General features: G+C 63.9%; 13 protein-coding genes. 6 read left to right on the top strand and 7 right to left on the bottom strand.

Features of this window, described 5'->3' with window-relative positions; all coding sequences use genetic code 11:
• Position 1: 1 nt before the first annotated feature.
• The 3 genes from sufC to AC0L3C_RS02040 all read right to left on the bottom strand — a co-directional run bounded on the left by sufC (position 2) and on the right by AC0L3C_RS02040 (position 3,568).
• Positions 2–754 carry a Fe-S cluster assembly ATPase SufC gene (gene sufC, locus AC0L3C_RS02030; protein WP_473407014.1) on the bottom strand — a complete coding sequence of 251 codons (753 nt, stop codon included), beginning with the start codon at positions 752–754 and terminating at the stop codon, positions 2–4.
• A 61-nt stretch (positions 755–815) separates the two neighbouring features.
• Positions 816–2,312, bottom strand: coding sequence for a Fe-S cluster assembly protein SufB (gene sufB / locus AC0L3C_RS02035; protein WP_007609805.1), 1,497 nt, complete (start codon positions 2,310–2,312; stop codon positions 816–818).
• A 116-nt stretch (positions 2,313–2,428) separates the two neighbouring features.
• Positions 2,429–3,568: a cysteine desulfurase family protein gene (locus tag AC0L3C_RS02040; protein WP_473407015.1), complete on the bottom strand. Its 1,140-nt coding sequence runs from the start codon at positions 3,566–3,568 to the stop codon at positions 2,429–2,431.
• A 344-nt stretch (positions 3,569–3,912) separates the two neighbouring features.
• Between AC0L3C_RS02040 and AC0L3C_RS02045 the strand changes: the two genes are divergently transcribed.
• On the top strand, positions 3,913–4,560 hold the full coding sequence (locus AC0L3C_RS02045) for an alpha/beta hydrolase (protein ID WP_007591562.1): 648 nt from the start codon (positions 3,913–3,915) through the stop codon (positions 4,558–4,560).
• A gap of 121 nt (positions 4,561–4,681) precedes the next feature.
• Here the strand turns inward: AC0L3C_RS02045 and AC0L3C_RS02050 are convergent, their stop codons facing one another.
• The 3 genes from AC0L3C_RS02050 to AC0L3C_RS02060 form a co-directional block, all read right to left on the bottom strand.
• The gene (locus AC0L3C_RS02050) at positions 4,682–5,005 is read right to left on the bottom strand and encodes a DMT family transporter (protein ID WP_473256953.1); all 324 of its coding nucleotides are present in this window, start codon (positions 5,003–5,005) and stop codon (positions 4,682–4,684) included.
• 9 nt (positions 5,006–5,014) lie between these two features.
• The gene (locus AC0L3C_RS02055; RefSeq protein WP_473256954.1) at positions 5,015–5,692 is read right to left on the bottom strand and encodes a glutathione S-transferase family protein; all 678 of its coding nucleotides are present in this window, start codon (positions 5,690–5,692) and stop codon (positions 5,015–5,017) included.
• A 107-nt stretch (positions 5,693–5,799) separates the two neighbouring features.
• Positions 5,800–6,903, bottom strand: a complete 1,104-nt coding sequence (locus tag AC0L3C_RS02060; protein ID WP_473407016.1) for an anhydro-N-acetylmuramic acid kinase — start codon at positions 6,901–6,903, stop codon at positions 5,800–5,802.
• Positions 6,904–7,067: 164 nt separating this feature from the next.
• Between AC0L3C_RS02060 and tyrS the strand changes: the two genes are divergently transcribed.
• The 4 genes from tyrS (at position 7,068) to AC0L3C_RS02080 (ending at position 12,366) form a co-directional block, all read left to right on the top strand.
• A complete protein-coding gene (gene tyrS / locus AC0L3C_RS02065) occupies positions 7,068–8,321 on the top strand; it encodes a tyrosine--tRNA ligase (protein WP_473407017.1) in 1,254 nt (417 codons plus the stop codon).
• 57 nt (positions 8,322–8,378) lie between these two features.
• On the top strand, positions 8,379–9,650 hold the full coding sequence (locus AC0L3C_RS02070; RefSeq protein WP_473256957.1) for an MFS transporter: 1,272 nt from the start codon (positions 8,379–8,381) through the stop codon (positions 9,648–9,650).
• 220 nt (positions 9,651–9,870) lie between these two features.
• Positions 9,871–10,275, top strand: coding sequence for a DoxX family protein (locus tag AC0L3C_RS02075; RefSeq protein ID WP_007609771.1), 405 nt, complete (start codon positions 9,871–9,873; stop codon positions 10,273–10,275).
• 396 nt (positions 10,276–10,671) lie between these two features.
• Entirely contained in the window at positions 10,672–12,366 is a 1,695-nt protein-coding gene (locus AC0L3C_RS02080; protein WP_473278047.1) for a methyl-accepting chemotaxis protein, read from the top strand.
• Between the two features lie 124 nt (positions 12,367–12,490).
• On the opposite strand, the gene AC0L3C_RS02085 is transcribed toward AC0L3C_RS02080, so the two are convergent.
• Positions 12,491–16,288, bottom strand: a complete 3,798-nt coding sequence (locus tag AC0L3C_RS02085) for a YhdP family protein (protein WP_473407103.1) — start codon at positions 16,286–16,288, stop codon at positions 12,491–12,493.
• A gap of 204 nt (positions 16,289–16,492) precedes the next feature.
• Here AC0L3C_RS02085 and AC0L3C_RS02090 point away from each other — a divergent pair, with 204 nt between their 5' ends.
• Positions 16,493–17,185, top strand: a complete 693-nt coding sequence (locus AC0L3C_RS02090; RefSeq protein WP_473407104.1) for a peroxiredoxin — start codon at positions 16,493–16,495, stop codon at positions 17,183–17,185.
• Positions 17,186–17,195: the final 10 nt, after the last annotated feature.

Genomic DNA, 17,195 nt, shown 5'->3' on the forward strand with positions numbered 1-17,195 from the left:
CTTACGCGGCATCCTCGAACTGGGCGTAGCCGGACGCTTCCAGCTCCAGCGCCAGTTCCTTGCCGCCGCTCTTCACGACACGCCCCTTCGACATCACGTGCACGATGTCGGGAACGATGTAGTTCAGCAGCCGCTGATAATGGGTGATGACGACCATCGCGCGCTTGGGCGAATGCAACGCGTTGACGCCGTCGGCTGCGATGCGCAGCGCGTCGATGTCGAGACCGGAATCCATCTCGTCGAGGATGCACAGGCTCGGCTCGAACAGCGCCATCTGCAGCACCTCGTTGCGCTTCTTCTCGCCGCCGGAGAAGCCGACATTGACACCGCGCTTGAGCATGTCCTGCGGGATGTTCAGCGACTTCGAGACTTCGCGAACCTTCTTCAGGAAGTCGGGCGTCGAATACTCGCTCTCACCGCGCGCCTTGCGCTGCGCGTTCAGCGCGGTGCGCAGGAAATTCATGGTGGAGACGCCGGGAATCTCGACCGGATACTGAAACGCCAGGAACACGCCCTTGGCGGCGCGCTCGTTCGGGGCCATCGCGAGCAGGTCTTCGCCCTTGAACAGGATCTCGCCGTCGGTGACCTCGTAACCCGGTTTGCCGGCGATGACGTGGGACAGCGTCGACTTGCCGGAACCATTCGGCCCCATGATCGCGTGGATCTCGCCCTCGTTCACGGTCAGCGTCAGCCCGTGGAGGATCTCACGTTCCTCGACACGAATCTTCAGGTCTTTCACTTCAAGCAAAGCCATCTTGGTGTCCAGTTTATTCAAATGATGCATGGGCGCGCAACGCGCGCCGCGAGGGTCGACGCTAGCCGACCGATCCTTCAAGCGAGATCGAGATCAGCTTCTGCGCTTCCACCGCGAATTCCATTGGCAGTTGCTGCAGCACGTCCTTGACGAAGCCGTTGACGACGAGGCCGACCGCCTCCTCCTGCGTGAGGCCACGCTGGATGCAGTAGAACAGCACGTCCTCGGAGATCTTGGACGTGGTGGCCTCGTGCTCGAACGTCGCCGACGAGTTCTTGGCTTCGATGTAGGGTACGGTGTGCGCGCCGCATTTGTCGCCGATCAACAGCGAATCGCAAGCGGTGAAGTTGCGCGCGCCGGTCGCCTTGCGATGCGCCGTGACGAGGCCGCGATAGGTGTTCTGCGACCTGCCGGCGGCGATGCCCTTGGAGATGATGCGGCTCGACGTGTTCTTGCCGAGATGGATCATCTTGGTGCCCGAGTCGACCTGCTGATAGCCGTTCGAGATCGCGATCGAGTAGAATTCACCACGCGAATTGTCGCCGCGCAGGATGCAGCTCGGATACTTCCAGGTGATCGCCGAACCGGTCTCGACCTGGGTCCAGGAGATCTTGGAATTGTTGCCGCGGCAATCGCCACGCTTGGTGACGAAATTGTAGATGCCGCCCTTGCCTTCCGAATTGCCCGGGTACCAGTTCTGCACCGTCGAATATTTGATCTCGGCGTCGTCGTGGGTGACGAGCTCGACCACGGCCGCGTGCAGCTGGTTCTCGTCGCGCTGCGGCGCGGTGCAGCCCTCGAGATAGGAGACGTAGGAGCCCTTGTCGGCGATGATCAGCGTGCGCTCGAACTGGCCGGTGTTGCGCTCGTTGATGCGGAAATAGGTCGACAGCTCCATCGGGCAGCGCACGCCCGGCGGCACGTAAACGAACGAGCCGTCCGAGAACACCGCCGAGTTCAGCGTCGCATAGAAATTGTCCGACGTCGGCACCACGGATCCCAGATATTTCTGCACCAGCTCGGGATGCTCGCGGATCGCCTCCGAGATCGGCATGAAGATCACGCCAGCCTTCTTCAGCTCCGCCTTGAATGTGGTCGCAACCGAGACCGAATCGAACACGGCGTCGACCGCGATCTTGCGCCTGTTGGGGTCTTCCTCGCCGGGCTTCGGCTCGACGCCTTCGAGCATGGCGACTTCCCGCAAGGGAATGCCGAGCTTCTCGTAGGTCTTGAGGATCTCGGGATCGATCTCGTCGAGCGAGGTGATCGTCTTCTTCGGCTTCGGGGCCGAATAGTAATAGAGGTCCTGGAAGTCGATCTTGGGATAGTCGACGCGCGCCCAGGTCGGCTCGGTCATGGTCAGCCAGCGCCGATAGGCCTCGAGCCGCCACTGGAGCATCCAGGCGGGTTCGTTCTTCTTCTCGGAGATGAACTTGACGGTCTCTTCCGACAGCCCCTTGGGGGCCTTGTCGGACTCGATCAGGGTCTCAAACCCATAACGATACTGATCGACGTCGATGCGCTTCACGCGCTCGACCGTCTCTTGCACGGCTGGCATTCTATCCTCCGCTCGCGGTTTCAAGGACCGCGGTGGATCATCAAACTCGGACGACTATTACGATGTTTCTTGGCGGGACGCACGCGCTTAGAACCGTTCAAGCCGTGTTTCATCGCTTATCCCTTAAGTAGGGTATTACCGAGCTTTCGCCAAGCCTCTAACGCCCTGTTGATGTCATCCGGCCCCGTGGACCAGCCCAGACTAAGACGCACCGCTCCTTGGGCGACGGTCGGATCATACCCCATTGCCGACAACACGTGGGACGGCTGCACCTTGCCCGAGGAACAGGCAGATCCCGAGGACACCGCGACACCTTCGAGGTCGAAACCGATCACCGCGGTCTCGGCTTTCAAGCCCGGAGCCGTGAAAAGAACGGTATTCGGCAACCGCCCGACGTCGCTTGAGAAGACCGTTGCGCCGGCGATGGAGCGAATGCCATTTTCCAAGCGATCTCTTAGGCTTGCCATCCGCTCCGCATCCTCCGGCAAAGCCTCAAGGGCAACCCGCACCGCTGCGCCGAAGCCGGCAATGCCGGCGACATTCTCGGTTCCGGCGCGCCGGTTCAGCTCCTGCCCGCCGCCCCGCAGCACCGGCTCAAGTCCGGCCACACCCTCGGCCACGACCAACGCGCCGATACCCTTGGGGCCGCCGATCTTGTGCGCAGAAAAGGTCGCAAGGTCTGCGCCGATAGCTTTGATATCGAAAGGAATTTTTCCAAGCACCTGGATTGCATCGACGTGCAGGAGGCCACCAGCCCCGTGAACGATTCCCGCGGCCTCGGCGATAGGCTGCAGCGCGCCGGTCTCGTTGTTGGCCGCCATGATAGAGACCAGCGCCGGCGAGCCGTCGCCGAGCAGCGCCTTCAAATGGCCGAGGTCGATCACGCCGGAGCGCGTGACCCGGATCTGGACGATCTTATCCGCTGGGAACCGGCCGCCCGCCAGCACCGAAGCATGCTCGACAGCCGAGACCAGAAGCCGCTCGACAGGCCCGCCAGAAGGCCCTCGAAGGCCCGGTGACAGCGCCAGCGCGTTGGCTTCGGTTCCCGCGGAGGTGAAAACCACGTTCCGCGGCAGCGCGCCTACGGCCACCGCGAGCGTGGTCCGTGCGTCCTCGACAAGCCGACGCGCCTTGCGCCCCTCGGCGTGCACCGAGGACGGATTGCCGATCAGCTCGTAGGCTGCGAGCATTGCGCTTCGCGCCTCGGCGCGAAGCGGCGTGGTCGCGTTCCAGTCGAGATAAACACGGCTCGGCATGACGTACTATATTACCATTATGGTCAGGGCTGTTTCGCGCGCTCTGGTACCCGACATGGGCCCGCAGGGAGCGCTTGGCAATCTCGATTCCCAATCGCGATCGCGCGATGACGGCCATCACACGCTAACGTCTTGAGCGGATTGCGGGATGTTCAAGATGCTTGCTTTTTGACCCTCGCCTCATGTTAGAACGCGCGCGTCAGTTCGCCGCGCGCCGCTCGCGCATCATCCGAGGGCGCCGCTCCACCCTTCCATTCGCGGTTTGATCGGCCAGCAGCCGATGAAATCCGCACAATCGGTTGATTGTTGAAGAGCGTCTTCAAGGGATCAATCAAGAGATCATCATGCCTGAAGTTATTTTCACCGGCCCCGCCGGCCGTCTCGAAGGCCGCTACCATCCGGCCAAGCAGAAGAACGCGCCGATCGCGATGGTCCTGCATCCGCATCCGCAGTTCCACGGCACGATGAATCATCAGATCATCTACCAGTGCTACTATGCGTTCGCGCATCGCGGCTTCTCGGTGCTGCGATTCAATTTCCGCGGCGTCGGCCGCAGCCAAGGCTCGTTCGACCACGGCACCGGCGAATTGTCGGACGCGGCCGCGGCGCTCGACTGGGCGCAGACCATCAATCCCGAAGCGCGCGCCTGCTGGGTTGCCGGCTTCTCCTTCGGCGCCTGGATCGGCATGCAGCTGCTGATGCGCCGCCCGGAGGTCGAGGGCTTCATCTCGATCGCGCCGCCCGCCAACCTCTATGACTTCTCGTTCCTCGCGCCCTGCCCGTCCTCAGGCCTGATCGTGCATGGCGAGAAGGACGCGGTGGTGCCGCCCAAGGACGTCAACACGCTGGTCGAGAAGCTGAAGACGCAGAAGGGCATCGTGATCGACCAGCAGGTCATCCCCGGCGCCAATCATTTCTTCGACGCCAAGCTCGAGCCGCTGATGGAAACCATCACCGCCTATCTCGACATGCGCCTCGCCAACGTGCGCTGAGGCGTCGTCGCTAAGCCCTGTAGCCCGGATGGAGCGAAGCGAAATCCGGGAAGCTCCATGCGCGGAGACAGGGCGCCGGATTGCGCTTCGCTCCATCCGGGTACGAAACTAAAGCTCGGCTTTAGGCTAGCTTGAGCGCAACGATCCCCATCACGACGAGCGCGATGCCCGCAAGCTTCATCGCGCTCAAGGTCTCGCCGAACAGCACGACGCCCATGACGAAGGTGCCGGCGGCGCCGATCCCGGTCCAGACCGAATAGGCGACGCCGACCTCGAGCACCTTCAAGGCACGCCCGAGCAGGACAACGAAGGCGGCGAGCAGCACGAGCGAGACGATGCTCCAGCCAGCCCGCGTATAGCCCTCCGCATATTTCATCGAGATCGCCCAACCGACATCGAGTGCTCCGGCGATCACCAGCATCAGCCAGGCCACGGACTGCGACATCCCGCGTGCTCAGGCCGCAAGCTTGAGCAGATGCGCGTCGTGGCGCACGAGGAAGGCGCGCAACAATTGCGGATAGTCTGCGCCGACGGCGGTACGGACGCTCGAACGCAGCGCCAGCTCGGCGCGCCACGCCCGCACCTTCGGCACATCGCGGAAAATGCCGTGCTCGGTCAGCTCGTCGAACAAATCGAAGTAGCGGAAGACGGGAGCGAACACGGCGTCGACCAGACTGAACGCTTCGCCAGCAAAATAAGGACCGGCACCGAGCGCCGCTTCGACCCGGGCGAATTTAGCGACGAGCGCCTGACGCTTGCTCTCGAAGGTCTCCGCATCGGTGGTGGTCTCCAGGCCCCAGAGGTCGCCGAGCACTGCCGAACCAAACTCCATCCACGCCCGGTGCTCGGCACGCTTCAAGGCATCCGCCGGATGCAGCTTCACACCGCCTTGCGTCTCCTCGATGTACTCGCAGATCACATTGCTCTCGAACAGCGCGACCTCGCCCTTCTCGCTCGTCACGACCAGCACCGGCACCTTGCCAAGCGGCGACAGTTTGAGAAACCAGTCCGGCTTGTTGGCGAGATCGATGTCGACCCGCTCGAACGGGACGCCCTTCTCCTTGAGCGCGATCACCGCGCGCTGCACGTATGGACAAAGCTTGTGACTGATCAGTTTGAGTGAAGCGGTCATGGCAAAGATCCCGGCAGTTGATGCAACTGCATCCAATATAAATGCATCTGCATGTACTCGTCAAGTTCAATGCATTTGCATCAACTGCCATCGATCTCAGGATTACCTCAAGGCCGCGCGATCACCCCGCCCGTCATCGGCATCGGCACGCCCGTGGTCGCGGGATACGACAGCGGCAGGCCCTTCAGGCCGCGCGCGGCCAGGAAGCCGAAGGCCTGCGCCTCGATGGCGTCGGAGGCCCAGCCGACTGTCTCCGCCGCCTCAACGGTGGCGGACCCGACGCGCTCCCGCAGCATCTGGAGCATGGTCCGGTTGCGGGCACCGCCGCCGCAGACGATCCAGCTTCGCGGCCTGCGTGGCAGCAGCGGGATGATGCGGGCGATGGCCGCTGCGGTGAAGGCGGTCAGAGTCGCGGCCCCGTCGGCCGGCTGCACCTCGCCGAGCTTCAGTGCGGCGAAATCGTTGCGGTCGAGCGATTTCGGCGGCGGGCTCGCGAAGAATGGCAACTGCAGCGCCCGCGCGATCCAGGCTTCGTCCGCCTTGCCGAGGGCTGCGAACTTTCCGTCCGCGTCGAACGCCTGATTCATGGTGCGGTACATGAAATCGTCGAGCAGCGCGTTGCCCGGACCGGTGTCGCAGGCGATCAGCGCATCGCTGCCGTCGATGTAGGTGATGTTGGAGACGCCGCCGATATTGACCACGACGATCGGCCCTTCGCGCTCCAGCGACTGGGCGAGCGCCCGATGATAGACCGGCACCAACGGCGCGCCCTGCCCGCCGGCCTCGACGTCGGCGGCACGGAAATCATGCATCACGGGGATATGGATCGCCCTGGCCAGCGTCAGCGCGTCCCCGATCTGCACCGTCAGTCTCTTCTCGGGGCGGTGCAGCACGGTCTGGCCGTGGAAGCCGACGATGTCGATGTCTTCCGGCCTCATCCGGTTCTGGGCGACAAAGGCGGCAACCGCCTCAGCATGCGCCTGGGTCACCGCGCGCTCGGCCTCGGCCAAAATCCCCGGCCGGGCATCGCGCTGCGGCAGGTGCACCGCCTCGCTCAGCGCCTGGCGCAGCAGGTTGCGCTCCGCCGGGCTATAGGGCCGGTAGCCGGAGGGCCCGAATGCCTTCACCTGCTTTCCGTCGGTTTCGATCAGCGCGACATCCACCCCGTCCAGCGAGGTGCCGCTCATCAAACCGATTGCCGTCAGCATCATGGATCAGCGTCCTCAAGAGACCCTTCCGGCATGCCGATCTTGTGCCAGAGGGACACATCTTATAATGCCACAGGCCAAAGTGGCGGGCAGCAACCGAGTTCCCACGGAAGACCCTTAAATTGCTCCCGAAACAGTAAACCAAGAATTGTCAGGCGCGCCGACAAATGACTGCATTCAAATCGGATTTCCTCAACACGCTGCAGGAACGTGGATTCATCCACCAGTGCTCCGATTTCGAGGGGCTGGACGCACTCGCCACCAAGGGTGAGGTGACCGGTTACGTCGGCTACGATTGCACCGCCCGCTCGCTGCACATCGGCAATTACCTGACCATGATGATGCTGCACTGGCTGCAGGACTCCGGCAACAAGCCGATCACGCTGATGGGCGGCGGCACCACCATGGTCGGCGATCCCTCCGGCAAGGACGAGACGCGCGCGATCCGTTCCGTCGCCGAGATCGAGGCGAACAAGGAATCGATCCGCGGCGTGTTCGCAAAAGTGCTGCGTTATGGCGACGGCAAGAGCGACGCCATCATGCTCGACAATGCCGAGTGGCTGACACAGCTCAACTACATCGAGATGCTGCGCGACGTCGGCCGGCACTTCTCGGTCAACCGCATGCTGACCATGGACTCAGTGCGCCTACGCCTCGAGCGCGAGCAGGAGATGAGCTTCATCGAGTTCAACTACATGATCTGCCAGGCTTACGACTATGTCGAGCTCGCCAGGCGGACCGGCTGCAACTTGCAGATGGGCGGCTCCGACCAGTGGGGCAATATCATCATGGGCGTCGATCTCGGCCGCCGCATGGGCACCCATCAACTGTACGCGCTGACAACGCCCTTGCTGACGACGGCCTCGGGGGCCAAGATGGGCAAGACCGCGCAAGGCGCAGTCTGGCTCAACGCCGACCAGTTCTCGCCGTATGATTTCTGGCAGTACTGGCGCAACACCGAGGATGCCGACGTCGGCAAATTCCTCAAGCTGTTCACGACGCTGCCGATGAGCGAGATCAGGAAGCTCGAGGCGCTCGGAGGCTCCGAGATCAACGAGGCCAAGAAGGTGCTCGCCACCGAAGCGACCGCGCTGCTGCATGGCCGCGATGCCGCGAACGAGGCGGCCGAGACCGCGCGCCGCACCTTCGAGGAAGGCGCGCTGGCCGAGAGCCTGCCGACCGTGGAAATTCCGCGCGGCGAGTTCGACGCCGGCCTCGGCGTGCTCAATGCCTTCGTCAAGGCGGGCCTCGTTGCCTCCAATGGCGAAGCACGGCGCCAGATCAAGGGCGGCGGCCTACGCGTCAATGACGAGCCCGTCACTGACGAGAAGATGGCGTTGTCGGCAGCCGACCTGACGCCGGAAGGCGTGGTCAAGCTGTCGTTCGGCAAGAAGAAGCACATCCTCCTCAGGCCTGCATAGGCGTATGAGCTTTTCGCTGCTTGTCAGGGCGCGCTGAAGCGCGCTCCCTGATCGGCAATGGACCAGAACACGCTAGAGGAACAGTCCAAGCAAGCGACCAGGGATCGCGTCACGGCGACGCCGCAGGGCGTCGTTCGCACCGCACTGGTGGTGCTCGCGCTCTGCTTCACACTCGCCGTGCTCGGCCGCGGCCTCAGCGAAAGCTTCACGGTCTTCCTGAAGCCGATCTCGGAAAACTTTGGGTGGGATCGAGCCCAGGTGGTCTCGATCTATTCGCTAACCTGGCTCGTCAGCGGACTGATGGCGCCGTTGGTCGGGCGCCTGTTCGATCATTCCGGACCGCGCATCGTCTATGCACTGGGCCTTTTGCTGCTCGGCTCGGCCTTCCTGATCGCAAGCCACGCGCAGTCACTCTGGCAATTCCAGCTCTCGATCGGACTCTGCGTCGGGATCGGCGTCGCCTTCATCGGCAATGTGCCGAACTCGATCCTGCTCGGCCGCTGGTTCGGCCCCAAGCTGCCGACCGCCATGGCGGTGGTGTACTCGGCCATGGGGGGCGGCGTGCTGGCGCTGCTGCCGGCCTCGCAGCTTTTGATCGATCATCTCGGCTGGCGCGAAACCTACCAGCTGTTCGGCTTCGCCGCGCTCGGCCTGCTGGTGCCGCTCATGCTGCTGCCATGGCGGCTGTTCGCCTCGGGCTCGCCGCATATCGCGAAGAAGACCGATCCGGATTTCGTCGATCACGGCTGGACCCTTCCGAGCGCGATGCGCCATCACGCCTTCTGGGCGCTGTTCTCGACCTTCTTCTTCACCGCGGTTGGCATGTACGCGATCGCCGCCCAGATCGTGGCCTATCTGATCGATGCCGGCTTTCCGCCGCTGCAGGCCGCGACGGCCTGGGGCTTCTCCGGCGTCGTGCTGGTGTTCGGCATGTTAGGGGTGTCAGCGCTCGACGGCCTGATCGGACGCCGGCCATCGGTGCTGCTCAGCTACGCGATCTCGATCCTCGGCATCTTCCTGCTGTGGCTGTTGCAATACTCCGCCAATCTCCTCCTGCTCACCGGATTCGTGGTCTGCTTCGGCAGCATGATGGGCTCACGTGGACCGCTGATCACGGCGACCGCGATGAAGATCTTCGGGGGCAAGCGCGTCGGCACCATCTACGGCACCATCTCGATCGGCAGCGGGCTCGGCTCGGCTTTCGGCTCCTGGAGCGGCGGCCTGATCCATGACGCGACCCATGGCTACAACGCGCTGCTCGCCTTCGCGCTTGCGAGCGTGGTGCTCGGGATGATCCCGTTCCTGGTCGTGCCCGCTTTGCGGCGCTAGGTCTCCTGAAGGTAACCTGCGGACATTCGCGTCACCGGGAAATTACGGATGGGCACGACGCGAATAGCTGCAAAAAAATGTGCATCGCGCGAGGCTGAAAGTCCCGGCTGCGGTGTTTTGTCCGACATGACAAAAATGTCAGCGCAAATTGCCCTTGGGTGGCTTGCAGGGCAGAACTGAATGCGGCTAGTCGCAAGCATTGGATGGAGGGCACAAACCAATGAACTTTCCCTATCTCGTTCGCTTTCAACCGGTTCTCTTGAGCCTGTTTCGCTTCATCACTGGACTCCTGTTGCTCCAGTACGGCATCGCCAAGCTTTTCAAATTTCCGGTGCTTCCCTACTTCGCAAACATCCCGCCGATCATCTACGCAGCCGGTACGCTTGAGCTCGTGCTTGGCGCGCTGCTGATGATCGGCCTGTTCACCCGCCTCGCGGCGTTCATCCTCTCGGGTGAGATGGCCTTCGCCTATTTCATGGGCCACATGTTCAAGGGCGAGACGCCGGTGTTCCTGCCGCTGCTCAATGGTGGCACCGCGGCGATCCTGTTCTGCTTCGCCTGCCTCTACCTCTCGGCAGCCGGCGGCGGCTCGGTCAGCGCCGATGCGGCGATGGGCAAGGACTAGCGGCACAACCGGCGGCGCGTTCGCGCGGCGCTGAGGCGTCAGCAATTGATTCGTGAATAAAGGGATGGCACCAGTACATTTACGGGTGCCATCTCAGCGCGAGCCCAGCACGTTCCAGACCAGGACGAGGACCGCGACCAGCAGCATCGACATGATGAGGCGGTGGACGAATCGGTTCATGTCCGCTCCCACCGGATTCGGTCGGGACTAAAGACCCACACAATCTTTCTCCCAGTTGACTTGCCATGCGCCGACACGGCGCTTTTCCGCATGGATGTTTGCGCATGCGGCTCGCGGACGCCGCTTGCGCGGCAGCCGTCGCACGCGTCCATTCATGATTGGTAAGAATTTCATGCTACCGACGCGAGCAACAATAACCATTCCGTCGAGGCCGTGATGAAGCTGCTGAGCCACCTCAAGATCCGCACCAAGCTCGCCAGCATGGTCTGTCTTTCGGCACTCACGGTCACGGCCATCATCGGGGTGTCGTCCGTGCTCAGCAAGAGCCGCATGCTGGAGGACCGCGTCCAGCAGATGCGGACCGCGGTCGATATGCTCCACAACCTCGCCCAATCACTCGAAGAGGAGGTCGGCGCCGGCAAGCTGACGCAGGCCGAAGCGAAGGTCCAGTTCCACCAGCGCGGCCGCCGCATGAGCTTCAATGGCGGCCAAGGCTATCCGGTAGTCTATAACGCCGATACGTCCCTCATCGTCAACGGCGCCAACCAGCAGCTCGAAGGCAAGATCACCGGTGCGAAGGACTCCAATGGCGTCCTGATCGCCGACGCCATTATCAAGGCCGGCGCTGAGACCGCACAGGGCGGCGTAACCTCCTATCTCTATCCCCGCCCCGGCCAGACGGAGCCGGTCCGCAAGACCGTGTTCGCGCGCAAATTCGCGCCCTGGAACGCGACGATCAGCTACGGCCTCTATGTCGACGACATCGACGCCGACGTGCGAGCCTTGACGCTGGAATTGGGGGCGATCGGCATCGGCCTGATGCTGCTGATGGCGACACTGTCCTGGCTGATTGCCCGCGACGTGCTCGGCGCGCTCGACCGCCAGAAGAACCGCATGCAGGCCATTTCCGAAGGCGCCATCGACGCCCCGGTCGAGGAGACCGGTCGCGGCGACGAGATCGGCCGCATGGCCGAGACCCTCGAAGTGCTCAGGCAGACCGCCTTGACGGCGCGCAAGCTGGAGGCCGAGCAGGTCGCCACCAAGGCCCGCAGCGAACAGGAGAAGCGTGACGCGCTGATCTCGCTTGCCGACCGGTTCGATGCCTCCGTCGGCCAGCTCGTCGGCCTGATGGCCTCGGGCTCCGGCGAGCTGGAGGTCACCGCCAAGTCGATGTCGTCGACCGCTGAAGGCACCAACCGCCGCGCCGCCGTCGTCGGCTCGGCCGCCACCGAAGCCAGCCAGCGCGTCCAGACGGTCGCGGCCGCCGCCGAGGAGCTCTCCTCCTCCATCACCGAGATCAGCCGACAGGTCGCGCAGTCCGCCGTGGTCACCGGCCGCGCCGTGGATAGCGCACGCCGCACCGACACCATCGTGCGCGCCCTCTCCGACGGCGCCCAGCAGATCGAGCACGTCGCCGAGCTGATTTCCAGCATCGCGGCGCAGACCAATCTGCTCGCGCTCAACGCCACCATCGAGGCCGCACGTGCCGGTGAAGCCGGCCGCGGCTTTGCCGTCGTCGCTTCGGAGGTGAAGTCGCTGGCGAGCCAGACGGCGGAAGCCACCCGCGAGATCGGCGACAAGATCGCGCAGATCCAGGGCGCGACCAAGGAAGCGGTGGACGCCATCGGCGGCATTACCGCCACCATCGAGGAGGTCAGCCGGATCGCTACCTCGATCGGCGCTGCGATCGAGGAGCAAGGCGCCGCCACCGCCGAGATCGCCCGCAGCGTCTCGCAGACGGCCGAGGCCACCCAGGAGGTCACCACCAATATCGGGGGCGTCAGCACGGCAGCGAACGAGACCGGCAATGCCGCAGGCATGGTGCTCGCCGCGGCCTCGAACCTCTCCAAGCAGGCCGAGCAGCTCTCCGGCGAAGTCGGGACCTTCCTGGCCGGCGTGCGCGCGGCGTAGGCCGCACCAAAGCCAGCACGTCGTCATGGCCGGGCTTGTCCCGGCCATCCACGTTCTGCGCGCTTATGGAAACAAAATTCGTGGACGCCCGGGAAAGCCCGGGCATGACGAAGTCGCCTCGCCCCTATCGCCGCGCGAGGGTGCAGCCGCTCGATAGCTGGCGCGTCGGCCCGGTCGAGCCATCGCTCGACTGCGACGGGAATTCCTCGAACGGCGAGTTCTGTTTGCCGGTGTTGAATTCGAAGATCTTGCGGAACAGACCGGGCGCCATCGCCGAAATCGGATTGACGCGCATCACGGGCGCGGCCGGCGTGCCGACGACCTCGTAGGTCACCCCGATCAATCCTTCATTGTTGCCGCCGCCGAGGAAGATGCCGAACAACGGGATCTGGCCGAAGATGTTGTTGACGCCATACATCGGCACGAAGGTGCCGCTCATGCAGACCTGATTGCCGGGGAAGTCGATTGAGCCCTCGATGGTGGCACCGATCATCGGCCCCTTGACCACGCCGTCGCGGATCGTGAGCGCGCCGTTCTGCCGCGTGAACTCCGCGCGCAACGCCGTGAAGGCGACGCCGCTCTGCGCACCGTTGGGAGCGCCCGCCGCGACGCGATCGAGTTGATCCATTCCCTTGACCGAGAAGTCGCGCACGTTGATCAGACCTTCCCGTGTCGTAGGCTCCGACGTCGGCGGCTCCATGGCCACCACCATCTGGCCGCCGAAGACCTTGTTGGTGGTGTCTGTGAAGCGCAGGAAGTTGCCGGCATCGCTGGTCTGGAGATAGATGACCTCGCGGTTGCCCTGGGCGCGGCCGCCGCGCAAATCGGCGGCCACGGGCGTGTCTTTTCCGATCCTGCCGCTCAGCGTGAAGGCTTTGACCGCACCATTGCGCCGCGACATCTTGGCCTCGACGCTGCGCATCGCCTCGCCGTTGAAACCCATGACGGCGCCGAGCTTCACGTCCATGTCGAAATCGAGGTTCTTCGTCTTGCTCTTGGCATCGTCCTTGGAACTGCCTGAGATCGCCGATTTCAGGAAGCCGCGGCCGTCGAATACGTCGCCGCGCATCGTGCCCTTCAGCACGCCATCCTGGCTGCGCTCCACCTTCAGCGAGGCCTTGTCGCCGTCGGACGGCGCGTAGGTCGGGAAGTTCGCGTTCATGAGGTCGCCGTTCGGATCGACCTCGAGCGACCCCTTGATCGCAGCGCCGCCGCCTTCGATGACGATGTCCTCCAGACGTGTCGACTGCGCTGTCGGCACCACCTTGAAGCTGGCCTTGCCCGCTCTGCCCGGCAGCTTGACCCAGCCGGGCAGGATGTTGTCGAGCTTGACCGAGGTCAGGTCGGCCTCGATGCCGAGCTTCGTCGTCTGGTCGGGACCCCCGGCGATCTTGCCGGACAGCTTGATCGGCACCGATCCGCTGACGGCGGGGCCCAGATCGAACCCGAGGCGCGCGCGGCTCGCATCATCCAGCGTGGCCTGCAATTTGACGTCCGCATCGCCCTCGGCCGGCTTGCGGTAGTCGAGCGAGGCCGCCTGCCCGTTGATCTTGACGTCGCCCTTGACTTGATAGCCCTGGTTGCTCGCGACGATCTTGAGGTTGTTGGCCTCCAGCTTCTGGTTCATCACCAGCTTGTCGGCACCAAAACCGTTGAGATCGGCGGTAACGCTGTAGGTGGTATCGGCTTTGGTCAGCTCGCCCTTGACCGGCAACCCAAGCTGGACGTTCGCCGAGAACGTCCCCTTGCTGGTATTGGGATCGATGACGGTCGACGACAGATCGCTCAGGCGATCATTGGAAAGCATTTCGGCGGCCGCAGGCACCGGGCCTTCGACACGGAACCTGGTCCGCGACGGCGACGGCTTGGGCGCCATATCGGGCACCTCGAAGACGAAGTCGGAAATCGTGATCTTGCGGCCCGCTGGCGTATCGGCGATGCCCTGCCCGATATTCACGGTGGCGGTGCGGCCGGTCACGCGCGCTTTCAAATCGGCATCGTGCACTACCGGCAGGCCATCGACGGGCCGAACCGTGACACCGCTCGCCACGATATTGACCGACAGGCCGTCATCGGGAATGGGTGGGCCCTTGCGCGGAAGATTCTTCGTCGGCGAGTTAACGCCGATCTCGATGCGCTGGAGCGTTCCACGCTCGATCCGCTCGATCACCCATTCGCGCAACTCGGGAACGACAAGCGTCGGCCACATCCGCTTGAGCGCGGAGGCCGACATCGGCGTTCCCGCAAAACCCAATGTCAGCCGCGGCTCGCCCGAATAGTCGATGGCCCCGGTGCCGGCGACGCCGATCTCTCCGTTGGAGATATCGGCCTGGGTCAACAGCAGCCTCTTGTGGTCGGTGTCGAAGCGGAAGCCGATCGCAATACGGTTGAAGACCAGCGGCGGCTCGTTGTCGATGCCGCCGAGCAGGATCGAACCGCCGCTGAAACCGAGCTGCCAGTCATTGACGGTGCCGTTGGGCGGCTCGACATGAGCCAGAAGCGTCAGGCGGTTCGCGCCCGAGAGGACCTTGAAGGGAGCGACCAGCACCCGCCGATTGGCGTCCCACTCGACATTGATCTCGGCCGAGTCGATCGCCATCGGAAAGTCGGGCGTATCGGTGTCGATGATATTGCCCGCGCCCACCGCGATCTTGCCGCGAAAAAAGGTCGGCACGCCGTCGCGGCCGAGCTCGCCCTTGAGCTCGCCGGTCAGCGGCAGGTCGGCGGTGTAGGTGAGGTCCTTGACCCGCAGCGCCAGCAGGATGTTGGCGGTCGAGACCTTGTCGGCGCGGATATCGACCGAGCGCACGCCGTTCTCGGTGGGGCCGATCGTGGCACGCAGCGACCACGGACGCGCGCCCTCCTCGCCGAGGCTAAGCGCGACGCCGCCACGGCTCGGACGGCGCAGGCTGAGCGTGATATTCTCGAATGTCCATTTGCTGCCGCGCTGCTGATCGTCGACGATCAGATTGCCGTTCTTCAGGCCGATCTCGTTGAGGTTCTGGCCGTCGAGGCCGGTCATGCTCAGACTGTCGAGCCAGTCGAGGCCCTGAAGAATGCCGGTCGGGGCCGTGGGCTGGGTCGCGGCTTGCGATGCATCGGGGGTCGCAGGCTCGGTTGCGAATGGCGGCGGCGGGACACCGTTGCGCGGGAAAGTCGGCGGCAGCCCCGCATCCTTCTTGGAGGCGACGCCAGTCGCGAGCGGCTTTGCGGTGTCGCCAGCCGACACCGTGACGGTGCCGTCAGGCGCGATCCGGATCGCGAGCTCGGCATCGACGAGGTTGAGGCTTTCGGCGCGCAGATGCCCCATCAGCAGGCCCGCCCCCGACAGCTTCACCTCGGCCTTCGGTGCGGTGGCGACAATGACATGATCGTGGTCGCGCACCACGATGTCACGGATACGCACGGCGATGCGGATCCGCCCGGCCCGCTCGATCTGCGTGCCGCCGACCTCCACGGTGTTGCCGTGACCGATATTGTCCTCGATCGCGGCCGCGAGCCACGGCGTCGCAATGTCGAGATTGATGGGACCGGCGCCGAGCCGCCACCACAGCGCGCCGAAACAGCCGACGAAGATGACGATCAGGGCACCGGCGACCACGGCCACGCGCTTCAGCCAGCGACCACCGCCCAGCCAGCGGCGCAACGGACCAAACCCGTCAGTGAATCGATGGAAGCCCGAATTGGAACGCGACAACAGCCGGCGCGCGCGATAGCCCGCCGCCGCTTCCTGATCCGGATCCCAATCGGCGTCGTCCCATTGCTGCTGCTCTGGTTGGCTGCCGCGCCGATCTAAATCCCGATTGTAATCCTGGGGCGACGTATTCCTTGCCATTGCCTCTCGATACAAGCGCCCGTCGTAGGATTGAGCGCCGCCGGGGCTGCAGCCATCGACAGGAAGCGAAGCTTCCTGCCCCGGCATTGCCGCCATACCTCGAATATTCCTTCTGTTCGTCATGTCGCCCCGGGAGCGCGTTCAACGAGCAGTGGGGTGGTGCGTGGAATTCCTTGTAACCAGACTCCGGCGTCGTCAGACTCGCCCCGCCGAGGGCACGATTCCGGCATAGCGGAAAAGGGCTGCAATACCGCTTTGGTTGACCCGCCGAAAGCGACGAAAGGAAGGCGTATGTCCAAGAAATCCCAAAAGGAATCGTCCAAAACGCCCTCCGGCAGGCCGACGGCTAAAAAGAAGCCCGTGAAAGCGCGGGCTGCGACTCAAACTAAGCCCGCGAAAACACAGCGGACACCGGCGAGCAAATCAACTCGGACCATAGCAAAGACAGCATCGCATAAGGCCGCATCGAAACGGTTAAATTCTTCCAAATCGGCTTCCACGCCCGAAACGGCGGCGAAGGCCGGCCTGGCCGAGGGTCAGAAGGCTCCCGCCTTCCGCCTGCCCCGCGACGGTGGCGGTGTCGTCGCGCTGTCGGATTATGCCGGCCAGAAGCTGGTCCTGTTCTTCTATCCCCGCGCCGACACGCCGGGCTGCACGAGGGAGGCCATCGATTTCACCCGGCTGACCGGCGCCTTCGCCACGGCTGGCACCGCCGTGCTTGGTATCTCCGCCGATCCAGTCAAGGCTCAGGACAAATTCCGCGACAAGCACGGTCTCGGCGTGCCCCTCATCTCGGACGAGACACACGAGATGCTGCAGGCCTACGGCGCCTGGGGCGAAAAGTCCATGTATGGCAAGAGCTTCCTCGGAGTTCTTCGTACCACGATGCTGCTTGGCACCGACGGCAAGATCGCCCGGATCTGGCGCAATGTCCGGGTCGACGGCCACGCCGACGAGGTGCTGGAGGCCGCAAGGAGCCTTTAACCAATCATTT

The sequence above is a fragment of the Bradyrhizobium sp. WSM4872 genome (assembly GCF_055811715.1).

Excerpts from the sequence above, each read along its gene's own strand:
- sufC (WP_473407014.1), bottom strand. The coding sequence starts at position 754 with ATGGCTTTGCTTGAAGTGAAAGACCTGAAGATTCGTGTCGAGGAACGT.
- sufB (WP_007609805.1), bottom strand. The coding sequence starts at position 2,312 with ATGCCAGCCGTGCAAGAGACGGTCGAGCGCGTGAAGCGCATCGACGTC.
- AC0L3C_RS02040 (WP_473407015.1), bottom strand. The coding sequence starts at position 3,568 with ATGCCGAGCCGTGTTTATCTCGACTGGAACGCGACCACGCCGCTTCGC.
- AC0L3C_RS02045 (WP_007591562.1), top strand. The coding sequence starts at position 3,913 with ATGCCTGAAGTTATTTTCACCGGCCCCGCCGGCCGTCTCGAAGGCCGC.
- AC0L3C_RS02050 (WP_473256953.1), bottom strand. The coding sequence starts at position 5,005 with ATGTCGCAGTCCGTGGCCTGGCTGATGCTGGTGATCGCCGGAGCACTC.
- AC0L3C_RS02055 (WP_473256954.1), bottom strand. The coding sequence starts at position 5,692 with ATGACCGCTTCACTCAAACTGATCAGTCACAAGCTTTGTCCATACGTG.
- AC0L3C_RS02060 (WP_473407016.1), bottom strand. The coding sequence starts at position 6,903 with ATGATGCTGACGGCAATCGGTTTGATGAGCGGCACCTCGCTGGACGGG.
- tyrS (WP_473407017.1), top strand. The coding sequence starts at position 7,068 with ATGACTGCATTCAAATCGGATTTCCTCAACACGCTGCAGGAACGTGGA.
- AC0L3C_RS02070 (WP_473256957.1), top strand. The coding sequence starts at position 8,379 with ATGGACCAGAACACGCTAGAGGAACAGTCCAAGCAAGCGACCAGGGAT.
- AC0L3C_RS02075 (WP_007609771.1), top strand. The coding sequence starts at position 9,871 with ATGAACTTTCCCTATCTCGTTCGCTTTCAACCGGTTCTCTTGAGCCTG.
- AC0L3C_RS02080 (WP_473278047.1), top strand. The coding sequence starts at position 10,672 with ATGAAGCTGCTGAGCCACCTCAAGATCCGCACCAAGCTCGCCAGCATG.
- AC0L3C_RS02085 (WP_473407103.1), bottom strand. The coding sequence starts at position 16,288 with ATGCCGGGGCAGGAAGCTTCGCTTCCTGTCGATGGCTGCAGCCCCGGC.
- AC0L3C_RS02090 (WP_473407104.1), top strand. The coding sequence starts at position 16,493 with ATGTCCAAGAAATCCCAAAAGGAATCGTCCAAAACGCCCTCCGGCAGG.